This is a genomic window from Desulfosporosinus sp. HMP52 (genome assembly GCF_000765145.1).
Classification (GTDB): Bacteria; Bacillota; Desulfitobacteriia; order Desulfitobacteriales; family Desulfitobacteriaceae; genus Desulfosporosinus.
Genome location: NZ_JMGA01000022.1, coordinates 46,831 through 65,128, shown reverse-complemented (window position 1 = coordinate 65,128; position 18,298 = coordinate 46,831). Strand labels below are relative to the sequence as shown.

Here is an 18,298-nt window from a genome sequence, read left to right as displayed (position 1 = left end):
AGTAGTTGTAGTAGTATTACTTGTCAACATGTGTATAAGTTTACTGAGGGGTTCAAATAGCTGATAAAAGGTATGTTGAAAAAGTTGTGGACAACCGGATAATATTATCCACGTGTCCACATGCAAAATTATATACCAACTTTATTAACAGGTTATCCACCTTTTAGACCATCTATAACCCTAATTAAATCTTGATTTAAATAAGAGCATTTAATCTGATTGAATGCGTTGAATGATTTCACTTATTTTTTTCTCAAGCAAAGGATCTGCTATTAAAGCTTGAGAAATTTTATCATGAGCATGCATGACAGTAGTATGATCTCTTCCGCCAAATTCATCACCTATTTTAGGTAAAGAAAAATCCGTAAGTTGCCGCGATAGGTACATCGCAATTTGCCTGGGAAATGCAACAGCTCGGGTTCTTTTTTTTGCTTTAAAGTCAGTTGGTGATAAGTTATAAAATCTTGCAACGGATTCTTGGATAGTGTCAATAGTAATCTGCTTGGTATTATTCGCCGGAATAATATCTTTTAATGCTTCTACAGCCACCTCTGGGGTTATAGGGATTGAGCTTAATGAAGCGAAAGCCATTACTCTAATGAGTGCTCCTTCTAATTCACGTATGTTTGAACGAATCTTATCTGCTATATAAACCATTACTTCATTAGGTACTTGGAGATTTTCCATTTTCGCCTTTTTTCTGAGGATAGCTATTCTAGTTTCCAAATCAGGTGCTTGAATATCAGTAATCAGCCCCCATTCAAATCTAGAACGTAGACGATCCTCTAAGGTTGGAATCTCCTTAGGAGGTCTGTCAGATGAGATAATTATTTGCTTATTTGCTTCATGAAGGGCATTAAATGTATGAAAAAACTCTTCTTGAGTTCGTTCTTTACCTGCTAGAAATTGAATATCATCAATTAGTAGGATGTCTACATTTCGATAGTGGTTGCGAAATTCTTCAGGGTTCTCGTCTCTAATGGAATCAATTAATTCGTTTGTAAACTTTTCACTAGAGACATAAATTACTTTAGTATTGGGCGATCTTTGAAGTACATGATGGCCTATTGCATGCATAAGGTGCGTTTTACCTAAACCTACACCACCATAAATAAAGAGTGGATTATAGGATTTAGCGGGTGATTCAGCCACAGCCAGTGAAGCCGCATGAGCGAATCGGTTGCTGTTTCCGATGACAAATGTATCAAAGGTATATTTAGTATTTAGCGAATTAGCTACTGGCTCGCCTTGTTTAGTAATTTCGGTAGAAACAGGATCGCCAGCCGACATACTATCACTGTAGATATCATCTGAAGTAGACAAAATAAAGCGCAGACTGACAGAATGACCTAAAACTGATTGAACTGATGACCGAATCATTGGTGCATAACGACTTTCTAACCAGTCTTTTGCGAATTCATTGGGGACACTAATGACAAGTGTATCTCCATCAATATTAAGAAGTCGTGTAGAACTCAACCAGGTTTCAAAACTGGGCTTAGAAAGTTCGTTTTTTAGTTTTTCTAGCGTTTCCTGCCACAATAATTGGAGTGAGTTCGACTGTGGTGGCATTGACGGACCTCCCTTGTCTAAAAATGAAAAAAAATAATGACAATAAAAAAGTTATACACAAACTTATACACATTTGTGGATAACTTAAACAAATTACGTGTTGTGAATAACCTTAAACACGATTTGTTGTTGTCGTCAGGTATTGTAAAAATATAATATCAAGTTTCCCAAGGGTTATCAACAGGAATATTCGACGTTTCAAAAATTATTCACAGTGGATAACCTTTTTTTAATCAAAGTTATCCACACACTGTCAAAGTCCTTTGCTTGACAGATTAAATTTTATTAGAGTATAATCTCTAAGTAAGTTTGATTGTCTTCGAAATGTTTTTCGTTTGAAATAAAGGAGGTGTCGTTAAATTGAAGAGAACCTACCAACCGAAGAATCGGCGTCATAAGCGTGTTCACGGTTTTTTAAGCCGTATGAGTACGCCAACGGGGCGAAATGTAATAAAGCGCCGTCGTTTAAAGGGTCGGAAGAAAGTATCAGTTTAAGGCCGCATTAATGTGGCCTTTTTTTTACATTAGTGAAGAATAGTTTTCTGATGTGAAATATCTATGGGGTAAGCGTCCATACATAAGTCGGCGGTCCCTTCCCAGATTTAATTATTTTTATTGGGTAAACATACTTAATCTTTAAACGTTTAAACTAATGCATAGTGAGTTAGAATATAGAAGGTATGTAAACCTGGAGGATATATGCTGCAAAGGAAATTTCGCTTACGTCAAAAATCTGGTTTTAAAGCAATTTTTGAGATCGGTAAAAATTACTCTGCAAAAAATGTAGCTATTTATGTATTATTTAAAGGACCTAATAAATTTGGTTTTATTGCTTCGAAGAAAGTCGGCAATGCGGTTCAAAGAAATCGTGCGAAAAGGCTTATGCGGGAGGTAATAAGACTTAACCTGCCGGAAATTAGAAAAGATATACAAATTATTTGTATTGCAAGGGCTAGAATCAAAGGAGTTTCTTACTCCGAAGTCGAAAGCAATATCATGTATATTTTGAAAAGAGCCAACACCTTAATAAAAAGGTGAGATTAGTAATGAGACGTATTCTAATTGCTCTAATTCGTTTTTATCAAGTTTTTATATCTCCTTTAAAAGGGCCCACTTGTCGTTTCTACCCAAGTTGTTCTGAATATACTGCTCAGGCTTTGTTAAAGTACGGTCTTATAAAAGGAAGTTGGAAATCTATTAAACGGATTGTAAAATGTCATCCGTTTCACCCAGGGGGACATGACCCAGTATAAGGAGGGCTTTTGTGAGTACTATTGTTGAAGCAATGACTTATTTATTAAAGATACTATATAGTTTTTCTACCGCTGTTGGGTTGCCTTATTATGGTGTTGCGATTATTCTTTTGACTATTTTGATCAAGACTTTAATCTTTCCGCTCACTTATAAACAGATGGCCTCAATGCGCAAAACCGTAGATTTACAACCGAAGATCAAAGCTATTCAAGAAAAACATAAAAATAATAAAGAAAAAGCTAATGCTGCTGTCATGGAGTTGTATAAAGAACATAATGTAAACCCTTTGGGTGGGTGTCTGCCAATACTTATTCAATTGCCGATCTTTTGGGCATTGTATAGTGCTTTGTTACATTTTCCCTATGATCCAGCTAATGCTTCTGCGCATTTATTTTTAGGATTTGATTTGACAAAAATTTATGGATTTGCCCTAACATATCATATTATTTTACCCATATTTGCAGCTGCGACTACATACTTACAAACTAAGTTAACCAGTCCTAATGCTTCTACTGACCCAACTCAAAAAACAATGCTTTATATTATGCCGGTGTTTTTCGCGTACATTAGTGTAACAGTTCCAGCAGGTTTGGCTTTATATTGGGTTACTATGAATGTTGTGTCGATTTTTCAACAACTATTTATTAATAGTAGATTATCGAACAAAGGTAAGAAAGCAATATAGGGATGTGTAAGGCGTGAGGAGGATCGTTCATGAGGATTGCAGAGAAAACTGGGAAAACAGTTGAAGAGGCTATTATAGCGGGTCTTAACGAACTAGCCGTCGATCGTGATCGGGTAAAAATAGAGGTTCTCGAAGAACCTGCCAAGAAAGGTTTATTTGGACTTTTTGGAACACGTTTAGCAAGGGTGCGAATTTCTTGTGAAGACAACCCGGGTATTTTAGCTGCAGATTTTATAAAAAAAGTATGCCAAGTTATGAGTGTCAATGCTGATACTCAGGTGAGCAAGGATGGGGAGCACTGGCATGTTAATATTAGTGGGCCTGAGCTTGGAATCCTGATAGGAAGACGTGGTGATACCCTAGATGCACTTCAATATTTAACGAATTTGGCAGTAGCTAAACAACTATCCGAAAGAGTTCGAATAGTTGTTGATGTTGAGGGATATAGGTTAAGACGGGAAGAAACCTTGGTTCGTCTAGCAAAGAGATTATCTGAAAAGGTAAAGAGAACGGGTACAAGAATAGTGTTAGAACCGATGAACCCTCATGAACGGCGGATTATACACACTTCTTTGCAGGATGAAGCTAGAATTGCAACCTTTAGTGAGGGAGATGATCCGAATCGAAGGGTTGTCATATCACTGAAACGAGGCTAAGAGGGGTATACCCCTCTTTTTTATGTTATTACCCCGAAAGAATAACAAGTATATAGTTAAGGATTATGCATCTAAGGCTGCCGAAGTTTAAGTGATTAGAATAAAGAGGGTATGTATCTTTAAGCACTGGCTAAAGATATTCTTACGAAGAGAAAGAAAATAAGTTTTGTTAATTGGAGATGAATACTTTGGAAGATACAATAGTTGCAATGGCTACCGCTATGGGTGAAGCTAGTATTCATATTTTGAGATTAAGTGGTTCTGAGGCAGGAAAAATAATAGAAAAATGTTTTAAACCCCAAAATAGTGAACGTTGGCAATTAGGCGAAAACTTTACTCTGAATCTGGGACTATTTCATGATGAACATAAAGTCCTCGATGAAGTCTTAATTGGTAAAATGCTATCTCCGTTTTCATATACCGGTGAAGATGTCTATGAAATAAACTGTCATGGTGGTCCCTACGTAGCTCAAAGAATTTTGCAAGAATGTATTAGAAATGGTGCCCGTTTAGCAGAAGCAGGGGAATTTTCTAAGAGGGCTTTTCTAAATGGAAAGTTAGATTTAATTCAAGCAGAAGCAGTTATTGATTTAATTAGCTCTCGAACAGAAACTTCAGCAAACTTAGCTTTAGCTCAGCTTAGTGGTGGACTCTCCCACCAAATAACAGATTTAAGAGAAAAAATATTAGAAATACTAGCTTATATTGAAGCTGGAATTGATTTTCCTGAAGATGATGTCGAAAGCCTTGATAGAAATAACTTAGAATCACTTATTGGAAAGACCTTAAGTAGTATTGAGGATCTTTTAAGAGGAAGTAAAACCGGTAAAATTCTCAGAGATGGCTTATTAACAGTTATTGTAGGTCAACCTAATGTAGGAAAATCTAGTTTGCTCAATGCCCTATTGAAGGAAGATAGAGCAATTGTTACGGATATACCAGGGACAACTCGTGATGAAATAAGAGAATCGGTCAGTGTTGGTGGAATTCTTTTAAAGTTAGTAGATACTGCAGGAATTTGTGAGAGCAGTGATTTTGTAGAACGGCTGGGAATTGAACGATCATGGAATGCATTGAAGTCTGCAGAGCTTATCTTATTGGTTGTTCAGGCAAATATTCCTCTTACAGATGTTGAGAATAAAATATTGAATACTTATAAAGATAAGGTTATTGTAGTTCTAAATAAGACAGACTTATTAAAGAATAATCAAGAAGTTGTTATAAATAATAACTATGGACTAGGTATACCCCTTTCTATTTTAGAACACAGAGGATTTGATGAACTTGAAAATGCGATTCGAAAACGTGTCTTTCAGGGAGATACAGCTATATCATCAGATCCATTACTCTCAAATATTAGACAAATATCATCACTAGATAATTGTAAAAATTCATTAAATCAAGCTTTAGAAAGTTTGTTGCAGGGAATGCCTTGGGATATACTCTCTATTGATATTCGACATGCCTTACAACATATTTCAGAAATAACAGGTCATAACGTACAAGAATCACTTCTTGACGATATTTTCTCTCGATTTTGTATAGGAAAGTAGGAAGAGCTTTGGAATACTTTGCTGGAAAATATGATGTGATTGTAGTTGGAGCCGGACATGCCGGGTGTGAGGCCGCTCTTGCTGCTGCACGAATTGGATGTGAAACGCTTTTATTAACTCTAAATTTAGATACGGTTGCCCATATGCCATGTAATCCTTCACTTGGAGGACCGGCTAAGGGGCATCTGGTACGCGAAATTGACGCCTTAGGCGGGCAAATGGGTATCATAGCAGACAAAACATCTATACAGGCTAAGATGTTAAACACGGGAAAAGGACCTGCCGTTCATGCCTTAAGAATTCAGTCGGATAAACAAGCCTATCAAGCTCATATGCGTAATGCATTGTTGTCACAACCGAGATTAACTATAGTTCAAAGCTTGGTAGAGAAACTTGTCATAAATAATTATTCAATAGCTGGTGTTGTAACTCGAACAGGTGCCCGTTTTGAATCTAATAACGTAGTATTGACAAGTGGTACCTATCTAAGAGGGAGAATTATCATTGGCGATTCTATGTATGAAGGTGGACCTAATGGTCAAATGCCTGCAATTTCTCTTTCAGAGTCCCTCAAAGAGTATGGTGTAGAATTAGGAAGGTTTAAAACAGGAACTCCTCCAAGAATTCAGCGGCAGTCAGTAGATTATTCTAAATTTAGAATACAACCTGGAGATGAAAGACCTTGGGGGTTTTCCTTTCTACCGACAGAGAGTATTTTTTGGCAAGGTAATACTTCTAAACAAGTCCCTTGCTGGTTAGGATATACATCAACGATTACCCACGATATTATTCGGGAGAATCTTTATCGGGCACCATTGTATTCGGGAAAAATTGAGGGTATTGGCCCACGTTATTGTCCTTCAATTGAAGATAAAGTTGTTCGTTTTGCTGAAAGGGATGCTCATCAGATTTTTTTAGAACCGGAAGGTTGGCAAAGTGATGAGCTTTATGTTGCGGGTCTCTCAACCAGTATGCCTGAGGATGTTCAAGTAAAAATTCTACAAAGCATTTCAGGTTTAGAGCATGTTCGAATGCTCCGACCTGGGTATGCAATTGAATATGATTATGTATTACCTCATCAACTTTCTCTTAGTCTAGAAGTACGTCAATTAAATGGCTTGTTTACTGCTGGTCAGTTAAATGGTACTTCTGGGTATGAAGAGGCCGCTGCTCAAGGTTTGATGGCAGGGATAAATGCAGCTCTTCGGGCTTTAGCCAAAGAACCTTTAGTGCTGCGACGTTCAGATGGGTACTTGGGGGTTTTGGTTGATGATCTAGTCACAAAGGGAGTTAAGGAACCCTATCGTTTATTGACATCAAGAGCGGAGTATCGACTTGTTCTTCGTCAAGATAATGCTGATTTGAGAATGACAGAAAAAGGAAGATCTGTTGGATTAGTGAGTGATGATCGTTGGCAAAGGTATCAAGAGAAGAAAAGTAATTTGATGTATATTAATCAACTATTAAAATCTAATGTATTCTCTCCATTCAATGAAACCTTACAGAAGGTAATGATTGAGGTTAATTCGACTCCAACACGTGGGGGAATAAGTGCTCAAGATTTAATTCGCAGGCCGGAGATTACTCTTAAACAAATAGTTGAACTTATACCTGAATTAAATAACTTGGATTCTGAAGTGTTAGAGGAAGCCGAGATAGAAGCTAAATACTCTGGATATATTGAAAAACAATGGGCGGAAATTGAGAAGTTTTCTAAGCTGGAAGACCTAATTTTACCTAAGAATCTCAGTTATGAAGATATCCGTGGTTTATCCACTGAGGGGCGACAAAGACTAATGGAAGTTACCCCTTTAAATTTGGGACAAGCTTCCCGAATTACAGGAGTAAGTCCGGCAGATGTCTCTGTATTATTGGTCTCCTTAGAACAACGTCGCCGAAGGGAGAAATAACGTGTTCAGTGAGTATTCAACCCTTATTAGGGGGTTAACCTATAATCATATAGGATATGAATTGTCAGAATCTCAAATAGATCAGTTCTGCTTGTTTGGAGACCTGTTACTCGAGTGGAATCAGAAACTCAATTTGACAAGAATCACAGACCCCGAGGAAGTAATTTTAAAACATTTCATTGATTCTATGGTTCTTGCCAAATATATTCAGGGGGAGCATTTTGCAGATCTGGGAACCGGAGCTGGCTTTCCCGGAATACCACTTAAAATTTTGCTTCCTGAGTTAAGTGTCGTGCTTGTTGATTCGTTGAAGAAGAGATTAGATTTCCTTGATTTTGTTATTAAGACCTTAAAGTTAAATAAAATAGTTACAAATCATGCCAGAGCCGAGGATTTTGGACGTAATCAACAATATAGAGGTTTTTTTGATACAGTTTGTTCACGTGCTGTAGCACGTTTACCTATTTTGTTAGAGTATGCTATGCCTATTCTTAAAGTTAATGGTCGATTCATTGCTGCTAAGGGCTTGAATGCAGATCAAGAGCTAGCTGAATCAAAAAATGCATTGTTGGTTCTAAACGGGAAAACCGAAGGAATTGAAAAGTATAATTTAGGTCATAGTGCAGAACATAGAGCAGTAATATTAGTTCGTAAAGTTGGAAAAACTCCATCCCAATACCCGCGCAAGGCAGGAACTCCTAGTAAGAATCCTATTATTTAGAAATAATTTTATCTAGGGCATTACTCTTTTTGAGTGTAAGGCTCTTTTTTATGACGGACAGTGAAGGAAATAGGATTAGAACGTCGAATTTAATAATAAAGTGCTGTATTGCAGGGTGTAGGTTTAGTAGGGGGTGGCAATTTGGAAGATTCACAAAATCAAAGGTTTAGAAGAGATAATGCTAATCTAGTTTCGGGGACAGACCTCAGCAGAAGACGTCGAAGCAGTGCAAAGAGACAAAGATATAAGTTCGATTTTAAAAAGAGTAAAAGATTTTATATATCATTAGGACTTATAATAAGTTTCTTAGTAGTTGTTGCTCTCTCGGCTACGATATATACCTGGGATCAGCATCTAATTGTTGATGGAGTCACAATTTCTGATGTTGATGTAGGTAATATGACAATGGATCAAGCCAAGGAAACAATGGAATTGGAAGTTGAACGTCTTATTGGGCAAACCGTAAAGCTTACCGTGGATGAACAAGTAAAAGAAGTTAAATTAGAGGATATAGGCTTAACTGTCTCTGCAGATGCCGCATTAGAGGAAGCTTATCAAGTTAGCAGAAGAGGCACAATTATAAATAAAGTATTAGCTAAGATGAAAACTTCTGAGGGCATTAATTTGGGATTGGCACAGGAATGGGACGACGAAAAATTACTACAACGACTTAACAAAGATTTAGGAGAATTTAATAAGCCTGCCATAGATGCATCCTTTGATATAAATCCTTATAACTCAATGGTTATAAAAAAGGAAGTCGTTGGAAGAGTCATTGATACCGATGATTTAGTTGATAGGATCAAAGATATCGATATTTTCTCCCAACTGCCAGAGTTTACGGTAAAGTATAAAGATCAACTTCCAATTGTAACTGCTGCCCAATTAGAAGAACAAAAAATTACTGGGTTACTGGCCAGTTACACTACTCGCTTTGATCCCTCTCAAACTGCAAGATCAGAAAATGTTCGTATTGCTGCTAGAGCTATGGATAAGGCTGTTATAAAACCAGGTGAAACTTTATCCTTTAACAAGATTGTTGGTGAAAGAACTGTTGAGGCTGGCTATAAAGATGCCTATATAATCGTTAATGGTAAATTTGTTCCCGGATTAGCAGGCGGAATATGTCAAGTATCCAGTACTCTTTATAATACGGGATTATTAGCTAATTTGCCTGTTACGCAGAGAAGCAATCATGATTTAGCTATATCATACGTACCACTTGGGCAAGATGCCACAGTTGCTTACCCAGATCTCGACTTGAAGTTTAACAATAATACAGGTGGGTATCTACTTGTTCGTACAAAGGTAAGTAGTAATTCGGTAACAATTGAACTCTATGGAAAGGTTGTTCAAGGACAAGAAGTACTTATTTCGAGTAAGATCGAGTCAGTTATTCCAGTTGAAGAACAACGTTTAGTCGATGAAACTCTTGCCCATGGAGCTTCACGTACCACTCAAGAGGGTCAGCCCGGATATGTGGTTAAATCCTTCCGAACTATTAAGTTGAATGGTAATATCCAAAATACAGAAACACTTAATCAAAGTCGGTACTCACCCTTACCAAAAATTATTTCAGTTGGAGCATAATTTTATAAGATTATTATTTTTAATTTGTAAAAAAGCGTCAAAAGCGCTTTTTTTATTGGGTTTGGTTTGATACTATCAGAGAGTACACAATTTTGATTCTTTAATTGTTATCTGTATTTAAGATTTCAATGACCTGAACCAGTTTCGTCGATAGAATAATTTGTTTCTAAGATCATGAGGTAGTATTGTATTGTGTAAGAAGGAAGTGCTGGCTATTGATAACTAATGTAATCGCTATTGCTAATCAAAAAGGCGGTGTCGCTAAAACTACAACAGCGATAAATTTGAGTGCCTGTCTGTCGGAACTAGGAAAACGTGTCTTACTTGTTGACCTAGATCCACAAGGTAATGCTACTAGTGGTATGGGAATCGTCAAAAATAAGTTAACTCGATGTATTTATGACGTTCTTATCAATGATGTTCCTTTAGAACAGGTTATTATGAAAACTGAGCAAAAAGGATTGAAGGTTGTACCTGCACGAATTGAACTTGCCGGTGCAGAAATTGAACTTGTTTCTCAAATTTCACGTGAAGCGAAATTAAGGAGGGCTATTGAAGACGTAAAAAATGATTATGATTTTATTTTCATTGATTGTCCTCCTTCTTTAGGGCTTCTAACAATTAATGCGCTCACTGCTGCTACGGATGTAATCATACCGATCCAATGCGAGTATTATGCACTTGAAGGGTTAACACTACTAATGAATACCTTGGATCGTGTTCGAAAACATCTTAATCCAAAACTAAATATCTTGGGAGCCCTCTTAACAATGTTTGATGCTCGTACCAATCTATCGATTCAAGTAGTTGATGAAGTCAAAAAGTACTTTCCGCAAAAAGTTTTTCGTAATATTGTTCCGCGTAATGTACGACTCAGCGAGGCACCTAGTCATGGTAAGGCAATCAATACTTATGATTCCCGGTCTAGAGGAGCAGAAGTTTATCGTGATTTAGCTAAGGAGGTGTTAGAACGTGTCTAAGAAGGGACTTGGTCGGGGACTTCAAGCACTCCTATCAGATGATTTAGGTGGTAATGAAGAAGGTATTAAAGAAATCCCGGTATCAATTATTGACCCTAATCCTGAGCAACCGAGAAGGGAATTCGATCCTCAAGGACTAAATGATCTTGCAGACTCCTTACGAGTACATGGATTGTTACAACCTATTCTGGTTAGATCCTCCGGCGACAGGTATATCTTGATTGCCGGTGAACGACGTCTGCGTGCTGCAAAGATTGCCGGACAATCTACTATAAAGTGTATTGTTCAAGAGTGCAGTGATCAAGAAATGGCCGAGAGAGCATTAATTGAGAATATACAGCGTGCTGATCTGTCTCCTGTTGATGAAGGACTGGCCTATGAGAAACTTATTAAGGAATATGGATTGAGCCAAGAACAAGTTGCGCAACGTGTTGGCAAGGCTCGATCAACAATAACTAATCTTCTACGGATAATACAATTACCAAATGCTATTCTTGATTTAATTCGAAGTAACTCTATCTCATTAGGCCATGCTAAGGTGTTGCTGGGTGTTAAAGATACAACTTTACAAGTCTTAACTGCTCAAAAAGCCGCAAAAGAACAACTGTCTGTTCGAGATACTGAAAGTTTGATCAACAGACTTTCGGAGAAATCAGATAAGGTGCGACATACTCGGGAGTTCAGTCCCTTACTAAACCAAGTGCAAGATCATCTTAGGAGCTGTTTTCAAACAAAAGTTAACATTAAGGGTGATACTAAACGCGGTAGCATCGAGGTTCAGTTTTTTTCGGAAGAAGAATTGAACAGGTTACTAGAGCTATGGAACATCCGCATAGAGTAACTAGATGTTCCACGTGGAACATCTAGTTACTCTATGGTTTAGCTTTCTTAAGGGCGATGGGTGGCACCCCCCTTTATCCGTTGTAAATTGCAGAAGCCATAAGCGGACTGCATTCAAATAATATGTTTATGTAATTTATATTATAATGTTATCCTGAAAATTTACCGAGAGTTAACTTTTATTATACTACCAGAAAGTATAAACTTGCGTTATATACTTTCTAAGCATAAGTGCAACCAACGGTTTCGCCTTCGCAGGCTCGGCGAAGCCGGGTTTTCTTTATAAATAAGTTGACTCTTGACTTTGAAGCGGCATGGGCACCCACTCTTGAAATATATATCCTTAGCATGTAGTAGGACTTCTGTTTAGCAATGGGGTGAACAATTTTCAGCTGAGTTAACCCTGTGTGATGAGTGAGCTTTAGTTTGCACGGGTCTCAGAGTTTCGTCTAGCTGGCTGGACGGTTCCCGAGCACATCCAATTTGAGTTTTTTTGCCCGCACGCTATGCCATCCATGGTGCATGTAGCACTGAAAACATCGTGTATCATTCCCTTGTGCTGCGCTCCATGTCGTTCTGCAAGAAGGCTAATAAGTGCGAAGACAGTGGCTTCGGGCACAGCGGCATAGTCCATCCATGGACAAGTACTGCGGCGGCTAAGGGGATGACAACCCATCTTCCCTCACCTCAGCTTGACTACATTGAAGAATCCGCTTTTCTGAGAAGTGCGCCTCAAGCCAAGATTGTTGTAAGTGGAAACAAGTTTGGGATTTCATGTAAGTTGTTTAGAATTTTTAGGACGTTAATATGGGATTACTTAGTTATTATTATTTGCCGGTACTGCTATGGTTGAGTGATGAAATCTAGCGAAATAGCTCCAAAATGTATTTTAATAATTTGCCTAAAACAAGCGGGTTCGCTCTAACTGGAGTGAACCAATGAAGAGCATAAGCCTACAAGCATGAGTAGAAACAGTGTGCAGGTTTTCACTCGCTGTTCTGCAAGTAGGCTAATTCGTGTGAAGATATTAGCCGGTCATGAAGGATGGGCAATCCGCCCTCCCCCCGAGGAACCCTATTTTTCATATCTTGATGGTACTGCCTTGTAGCGGCAAGTATCACTACTTTGATTAAATGTTCCACGTGGAACATTTAATCAGTCAATAAAAGGAAGAGGGATATAATTGTTAGGAACTATTGTAAATACTGGGGCAATTTTAATAGGTGGATTGATAGGTCTTATGTTCGGACAAGCATTACCAGAGAAAATGAAAAAAACAGTAATCCAAGGAATTGGGCTGGCAGTATTATTAATAGGGATATCAATGGCCATTCAAACTAAGAACACGTTGATTGTTATCGCAAGTTTAGTGTTAGGTGGGATAATTGGCGAGATAATTGACATAGAACTGCGACTACAACAGTTTGGGCAGTCGCTTGAAGGTAGGCTATCAAAAAATGGACGAGGAGGAGATTTTACCAAGGCCTTCGTAACAACCAGCCTAATTTATTGTGTCGGAGCAATGGCAATTATGGGTGCCTTAGAGAGTGGTTTAACAGGACACAATACAATACTTTACGCCAAATCAATGTTGGATGGAATAACCGCAATTGTTTTTGCTTCATCAATGGGAATTGGAGTGCTAGCATCGGCAATTCCAGTGTTTGTCTATCAAGGATTACTTACGGTCACAGCAGGTCTCTTAGAAGGAGTCTTGTCTTCCCAGATAATAAATGAGATGGGAGCGACTGGCGGACTTCTGATTGTCGGGATAGGCCTAAATATTCTAGAAATAAAAGAGATTAAAGTGGGTAATCTATTACCGGGGTTGTTCTTGGCGATTCCAATAGCAATGCTTTTTACACATCTCCATTTAGGTATGTAGGGGAGATAAGTAAACATAAATGAAATTTATACTTGAAAGGAAGTGAAAAACCTGGTTTTAGGTAGATCATTAAATATGATCTACCGCTTTGTTTAGTCGTCAAGGCGGAATCAAAGCCGATATGATTCTAATACCAGGGACAAATTGGTGATGATCGAAGATGTAATGTCGATAAATTGGTTGGCTATGGGTGTATTAGCCTTCCTTACAGTTATTCTAATTATTACGATTTCACTATATAGTAAGATGAAGAAGTTTCAGGCATCATATATAAGTCTACAGACATTTATGAACGGTCAAAAAATGGATATACTCCTTGATAAATATATTCAAAAAGTAACAGACTTAGAGCAAAATCTCGAAAAATGCAATGAAAGGCTTGACCCTATTGAAATAAAATTAAGAGCTAGTATCGATCGAGCAGAAATACAGCGTTTTAGAGCCTTTGAAGATGTTGGAAGTGACTTGAGCTTTGCAGTTGCCTTCTTAAATCAAGAAGGAGATGGCTTAGTATTAAGTTCGATCCATAGTCGTGAAGAGGCCAGAATATACGCAAAACCAATAAGTGGCGGACAGTCCCAATATTCACTTTCAGATGAGGAAAAAGATGTGGTATTAAAAGCAATGAACGGAAAGAAAATTTAATTAAGTGCTTAGTTTGTTCCTTCGTACTTTCAAATATGAACGAGTAATTATAGAACTAATATTCTCGGACAGTCTCCAAACTAAGTTGAGACGAGTGTTTTGCAAAACCATATATTCCATAAAGCCCCCAACATTAACAATGCCGGTCATATGAGCTTCACCTACTTCAGGTAGATTTTTATTTACGCCTGCTCCAGGCTTTAATGGCCCATCAGAAAGAGTAATACAGCCGATTGAGTCAAGACGCCCTAAACAAGCGTCTACTGCAATAATAAATGGATTTGAATAAATACTTTGTATGTTATAAACGTTTGATTCGAGGTTTGTAGCATGTACGGGATTATCTAATGTACCATAGATATTAAGATCAGGGAGTTTTAGACGGGAGAGCTGTGTGCCAATTAATGGCCCTAAAGCATCTCCCGTTGAACGATCTGTCCCTATACATAAAATAACAGCGGGGCGTTTCTGAGTAGAAACAAAAAGATCTGAAAGACGGGTTTCAAGTTTCTCTTTTGCAGTATAATCATCCACATGGGCTTTGATTTTTTGAGTTTCAGTAAGCAATGAAAATAAACTCACAAGCAGCCCCCTTACTTGATTTAGTAAAAAATTTAGCTATTCATTAAATTATTTACCAAATAGATGATCTTTTATGCATGATATCCCATTTCTAGCCATAAGCATGATGGCGAGGAGGGAGTAATCATGCGTTGGAAAACATCTTTTCAAGTGGCTGCAACCTACGTAGGTGCGGTGATGGGGGCTGGCTTTGCCTCCGGTCAGGAAATACAGCAGTTTTTTGCACGGTTTGGATATTGGGGTTTAGTAGGAGTTGTGCTGAGCTCGTTTCTTTTTTCTCTCCTAGGTTGGGGTATGCTTGATTTACAGAGTCGTTGGAAAGTAACATCCTATGAAGGTTTCTTCAACAATTTGCTGGGCCCAAGACTAGGAAGCTGGGCAGATATCCTTGTAAGTATTCTCTTATTCGTAGGTATGCTCGCGATGATATCTGGTAGTGGGGCTCTCTTTCAAGAGTATTTTGGCTTCTCAAGATGGTTAGGAATCGTGTTGACGGCAAGTGTGATCGCATTAGCCTTGTGGTATCGGGGTGAAGGAGTACTTTGGATTAATTCTGTACTCATTCCATTAAAGTTCATTTTTTGCTTAGGAATTGCCACAGTAGCGACACTTCTTGCAGGCTCAGGGGGAAATGAACCTTCAATAATCCTCCAAAACCCGATTGTTAGTAACTGGTTTATCTCGGCCATCCTATATGTCTCATTTAACGTTACATTAGCAATGGTTGTATTTGCATCTCTTGGACGAGATGTACAGAAAGCAGGTGCCCGGTTAGGGGCTTTGCTTGGAGGAATTGCTTTAGGATTGTTTGCCTTAGCCATAGGTGTATCTTTGCTAAGCTTTCCAGATATATTAGGCCTTGAAATTCCGATGGTTGGAATTGCAGGCAAGTTAGGTGACTGGCCGGCTTTTTTCTATGTTGTAGTCTTGTGGTTAGCTATGATTACTGCAGCCGTAGGGAACGGCTTTAGTCTAATAAGCAGAGTTGTTGATTCAGGTCGTTTAAACTATGGTAGAGCGACATTAGCATTATTTGTATTGTTACTGCCATTATCTGGGGTGAAATTTTCACAAATTGTACAGATCGTTTATCCTCTGTTTGGATACCTAGGCTTAGTATTTTTGCCTGTAATTATGTATTATTGGCTAAAAAGATAAAATTGAGTTTGCTAAACAAGTTACAATTTTGCTATAGTAAATAGGACTAGTAAACCAAATAAGATATAAAATATATATGCAAATAGCTTAAGGGGAACTAAAATGGGTGAAAGACATTATTTAGTAGGAACAGCCGGACATGTAGATCATGGTAAAACTGAGTTAATTCGTGCTCTCTCCGGTATGGATACTGATCGATTAAAAGAAGAAAAGCAAAGAGGTATTTCAATAGAACTTGGTTTTGCACATATGTTACTTCCAAGCGGCCGTCAAGTTGGAATGATTGATGTTCCAGGCCATGAACGTTTTGTCCGTCAGATGTTGGCGGGAGCAAGCGGAATGGATGTTGTACTATTGGTCATTGCAGCTGATGAGGGAATAATGCCTCAGACTCAAGAACATATAGATATATTGACATTGTTGGGAATTCCCAGAGGAATTGTTGTCATAAATAAAGCAGATCTTGTTGATAACGAGTGGCTTGATCTCATGGATGAAGAGATACATAATAAACTTAAAGATACAGCCTTCAATCAAGCTCAAATATGTCGTGTTTCATCGTTAACTGGTCAAGGTATTAACGACCTTCGAGATATTATTGATAATTTGCTTTCTGAAGTGGAAAGTAAGAAATCAACCGGCCCAGTGAGAATGCCCATTGATAGAGTATTTAGCATTCAGGGTTTTGGGACGGTTGTGACAGGCACTCTTCATAGTGGGACTATAGAATTGGGGCAAGAGTTGGCAATAGAGCCTAGTAATATACTATCTAAAGTTCGCTCATTACAAGTTTATAATAAAAAAGTTAACTTTGCTGGGGCAGGACAGAGGGTAGCTGTCAACCTAGCCGGGGTAGATGTATCTGAAGTAGTTAGGGGCTCAGTACTCGTAAAGCCAAAGACATTTAAAGTCGGAAATATATTGGATTTAAAAGTAACAAACCTTGCCACTGCAGAGAAACCTTTAGTGCAGAGGCAGAGAGTTCGCTTTCATATTGGGACAACGGAGATATTGGGACGTCTGCACCTTTTGGAACATAAGGAAATTAATCCTGGAGGTGAGGGGTTTGCTCAGATATTGTTAGAAGAGCCCGTTCTTGCAGCACCAGGAGACCGGTTTGTTTTAAGATTTTACTCTCCTACTTTCACAATAGCAGGAGGAAAAATATTAGATGTATCTGGGCTTAAATTGAAACGCTTTAAAGAAAGTGTATTAGCACAACTGAGGATCAAAGATCAAGGAGATCCCCTTGATCTTTTAGAGAGAGAGATGGATGAACCAAGATCTGCTAAAGATTTGGCAAATCGATTACACGTCAACCTTGATGATTTAGTAGGGAACTTGAAATCGCTAGAGGAACAGGAAAGGCTAGAGATTTGGTCAGAGGATGATGCTGCTCTTTATTGGGCAAAAAAAGCTGCTGAAACGTGGAGAGAAAAACTCTTAAAAGTTGTAAGAGCAAATGAACAGGAATTTCCGTTACGAGGTGGAATTAGTAGAGAGGAATTAAAGACCCGCCTAGGAATATTGTGGAATCATAGACGTTGGCAGATGATATTAGAACAAGGAAGTGCCCGAGAGTATTATAAAATCTCCGGGAGCAAGGTTCAAACCAATGAAGGTGCACAGATTCCTCTCTCAATTATGAAGAAATTAAATGACTTAAGATCTCTTTGGCAAACTATCAAACTTACGCCTCCTGAATTAGGTTCAGCTGCTGAAAAGTGTGGAATAGGAAAAGCTGAGATTCAAGAATATGCAGGATACTTATGTGATCAGGGGGAATGGGTGTTTATTAGCGGGTTTTACTTTAAAAGTGAAGATATTCAAAAGGCAAGGCAGAACTTAATAGAATTGTTAGGATTAAAAGGAGAAGTTGGGGTAGCTGATGTTAGAGAATTATGGGAGACTTCCCGTAAATATACAGTTCCTTTGTTAGAGTATTTTGACCAACAACGTGTCACTCAACGAAAGGGAGACAAGAGAATTCTGGGAAAAATATAGATTGATGAATGAGTAATTAGCTTAAAGATAAAGATTAAGCTGATTACTCATTTTGCTTTTTGCTTTATAACTTTAAGGTTAGAAAAACAAATGAATTACTCAGAGGCTAATAGAAAAATATTACAATATTATCAAAGTTCTACAATTTAGCTGAATGCTTTTAAAGAAAACTATAGAAATAAACCATAATGAGATGTTTGCTATCATTTACCATGAAATTGTTTATAAAATTCGTTACACATTGTACTCTAATAGCTTGTCAA

17 protein-coding genes are annotated in these 18,298 nt (G+C 38.0%); 15 read left to right on the top strand and 2 right to left on the bottom strand.

The features are described from left to right. Nucleotides 1-210 precede the first annotated feature (210 nt). Nucleotides 211-1,572, bottom strand: coding sequence for a chromosomal replication initiator protein DnaA (gene dnaA / locus DP73_RS10225; protein WP_034599285.1), 1,362 nt, complete (start codon nucleotides 1,570-1,572; stop codon nucleotides 211-213). A gap of 360 nt (nucleotides 1,573-1,932) precedes the next feature. On the opposite strand from dnaA, the gene rpmH reads away from it, so the two are divergent. From rpmH to DP73_RS10170, 13 genes are all read left to right on the top strand, one after another. Then, nucleotides 1,933-2,067, top strand: coding sequence for a 50S ribosomal protein L34 (rpmH, locus tag DP73_RS22500; protein ID WP_081963009.1), 135 nt, complete (start codon nucleotides 1,933-1,935; stop codon nucleotides 2,065-2,067). A 204-nt stretch (nucleotides 2,068-2,271) separates the two neighbouring features. Further along, on the top strand, nucleotides 2,272-2,610 hold the full coding sequence (rnpA, locus tag DP73_RS10220) for a ribonuclease P protein component (RefSeq protein ID WP_034599284.1): 339 nt from the start codon (nucleotides 2,272-2,274) through the stop codon (nucleotides 2,608-2,610). 8 nt (nucleotides 2,611-2,618) lie between these two features. Next, nucleotides 2,619-2,825, top strand: a complete 207-nt coding sequence (yidD, locus tag DP73_RS22495) for a membrane protein insertion efficiency factor YidD (protein ID WP_081963008.1) — start codon at nucleotides 2,619-2,621, stop codon at nucleotides 2,823-2,825. Nucleotides 2,826-2,836: 11 nt separating this feature from the next. Next, entirely contained in the window at nucleotides 2,837-3,511 is a 675-nt protein-coding gene (locus tag DP73_RS10215; RefSeq protein ID WP_034599282.1) for a YidC/Oxa1 family membrane protein insertase, read from the top strand. Nucleotides 3,512-3,540: 29 nt separating this feature from the next. After that, entirely contained in the window at nucleotides 3,541-4,167 is a 627-nt protein-coding gene (gene jag, locus DP73_RS10210; protein WP_034599281.1) for an RNA-binding cell elongation regulator Jag/EloR, read from the top strand. Nucleotides 4,168-4,355: 188 nt separating this feature from the next. Next, nucleotides 4,356-5,720, top strand: a complete 1,365-nt coding sequence (gene mnmE / locus DP73_RS10205) for a tRNA uridine-5-carboxymethylaminomethyl(34) synthesis GTPase MnmE (protein WP_034599279.1) — start codon at nucleotides 4,356-4,358, stop codon at nucleotides 5,718-5,720. Between the two features lie 8 nt (nucleotides 5,721-5,728). Continuing rightward, nucleotides 5,729-7,630 (top strand): tRNA uridine-5-carboxymethylaminomethyl(34) synthesis enzyme MnmG, encoded by a 1,902-nt coding sequence (gene mnmG, locus DP73_RS10200; RefSeq protein ID WP_034599277.1) that lies wholly within the window; start codon nucleotides 5,729-5,731, stop codon nucleotides 7,628-7,630. Between the two features lies 1 nt (nucleotide 7,631). Further along, a complete protein-coding gene (gene rsmG, locus DP73_RS10195) occupies nucleotides 7,632-8,351 on the top strand; it encodes a 16S rRNA (guanine(527)-N(7))-methyltransferase RsmG (protein ID WP_034599274.1) in 720 nt (239 codons plus the stop codon). 141 nt (nucleotides 8,352-8,492) lie between these two features. Next, nucleotides 8,493-9,941, top strand: a complete 1,449-nt coding sequence (locus tag DP73_RS10190) for a VanW family protein (protein WP_052090548.1) — start codon at nucleotides 8,493-8,495, stop codon at nucleotides 9,939-9,941. Nucleotides 9,942-10,159: 218 nt separating this feature from the next. Further along, nucleotides 10,160-10,921, top strand: a complete 762-nt coding sequence (locus DP73_RS10185) for an AAA family ATPase (protein ID WP_165574400.1) — start codon at nucleotides 10,160-10,162, stop codon at nucleotides 10,919-10,921. Beyond that, on the top strand, nucleotides 10,914-11,762 hold the full coding sequence (locus DP73_RS10180; protein WP_034599271.1) for a ParB/RepB/Spo0J family partition protein: 849 nt from the start codon (nucleotides 10,914-10,916) through the stop codon (nucleotides 11,760-11,762). The genes DP73_RS10185 and DP73_RS10180 overlap by 8 nt, the downstream gene beginning before the upstream one ends. Before the next feature lie 1,182 nt (nucleotides 11,763-12,944). Next, the gene (locus DP73_RS10175; RefSeq protein ID WP_034599270.1) at nucleotides 12,945-13,646 is read left to right on the top strand and encodes a DUF554 domain-containing protein; all 702 of its coding nucleotides are present in this window, start codon (nucleotides 12,945-12,947) and stop codon (nucleotides 13,644-13,646) included. Between the two features lie 150 nt (nucleotides 13,647-13,796). Next, the gene (locus tag DP73_RS10170) at nucleotides 13,797-14,291 is read left to right on the top strand and encodes a DUF4446 family protein (RefSeq protein WP_242865733.1); all 495 of its coding nucleotides are present in this window, start codon (nucleotides 13,797-13,799) and stop codon (nucleotides 14,289-14,291) included. On the opposite strand, the gene yyaC is transcribed toward DP73_RS10170, so the two are convergent. Continuing rightward, the gene (gene yyaC, locus DP73_RS10165; protein ID WP_034599268.1) at nucleotides 14,292-14,873 is read right to left on the bottom strand and encodes a spore protease YyaC; all 582 of its coding nucleotides are present in this window, start codon (nucleotides 14,871-14,873) and stop codon (nucleotides 14,292-14,294) included. Nucleotides 14,874-14,999: 126 nt separating this feature from the next. Between yyaC and DP73_RS10160 the strand changes: the two genes are divergently transcribed. Together DP73_RS10160 and selB are read left to right on the top strand one after the other, a co-directional pair. After that, a complete protein-coding gene (locus tag DP73_RS10160) occupies nucleotides 15,000-16,031 on the top strand; it encodes a membrane protein (RefSeq protein ID WP_034599267.1) in 1,032 nt (343 codons plus the stop codon). Between the two features lie 102 nt (nucleotides 16,032-16,133). After that, nucleotides 16,134-18,035: a selenocysteine-specific translation elongation factor gene (selB, locus tag DP73_RS10155; RefSeq protein WP_034599266.1), complete on the top strand. Its 1,902-nt coding sequence runs from the start codon at nucleotides 16,134-16,136 to the stop codon at nucleotides 18,033-18,035. Nucleotides 18,036-18,298 lie beyond the last annotated feature (263 nt).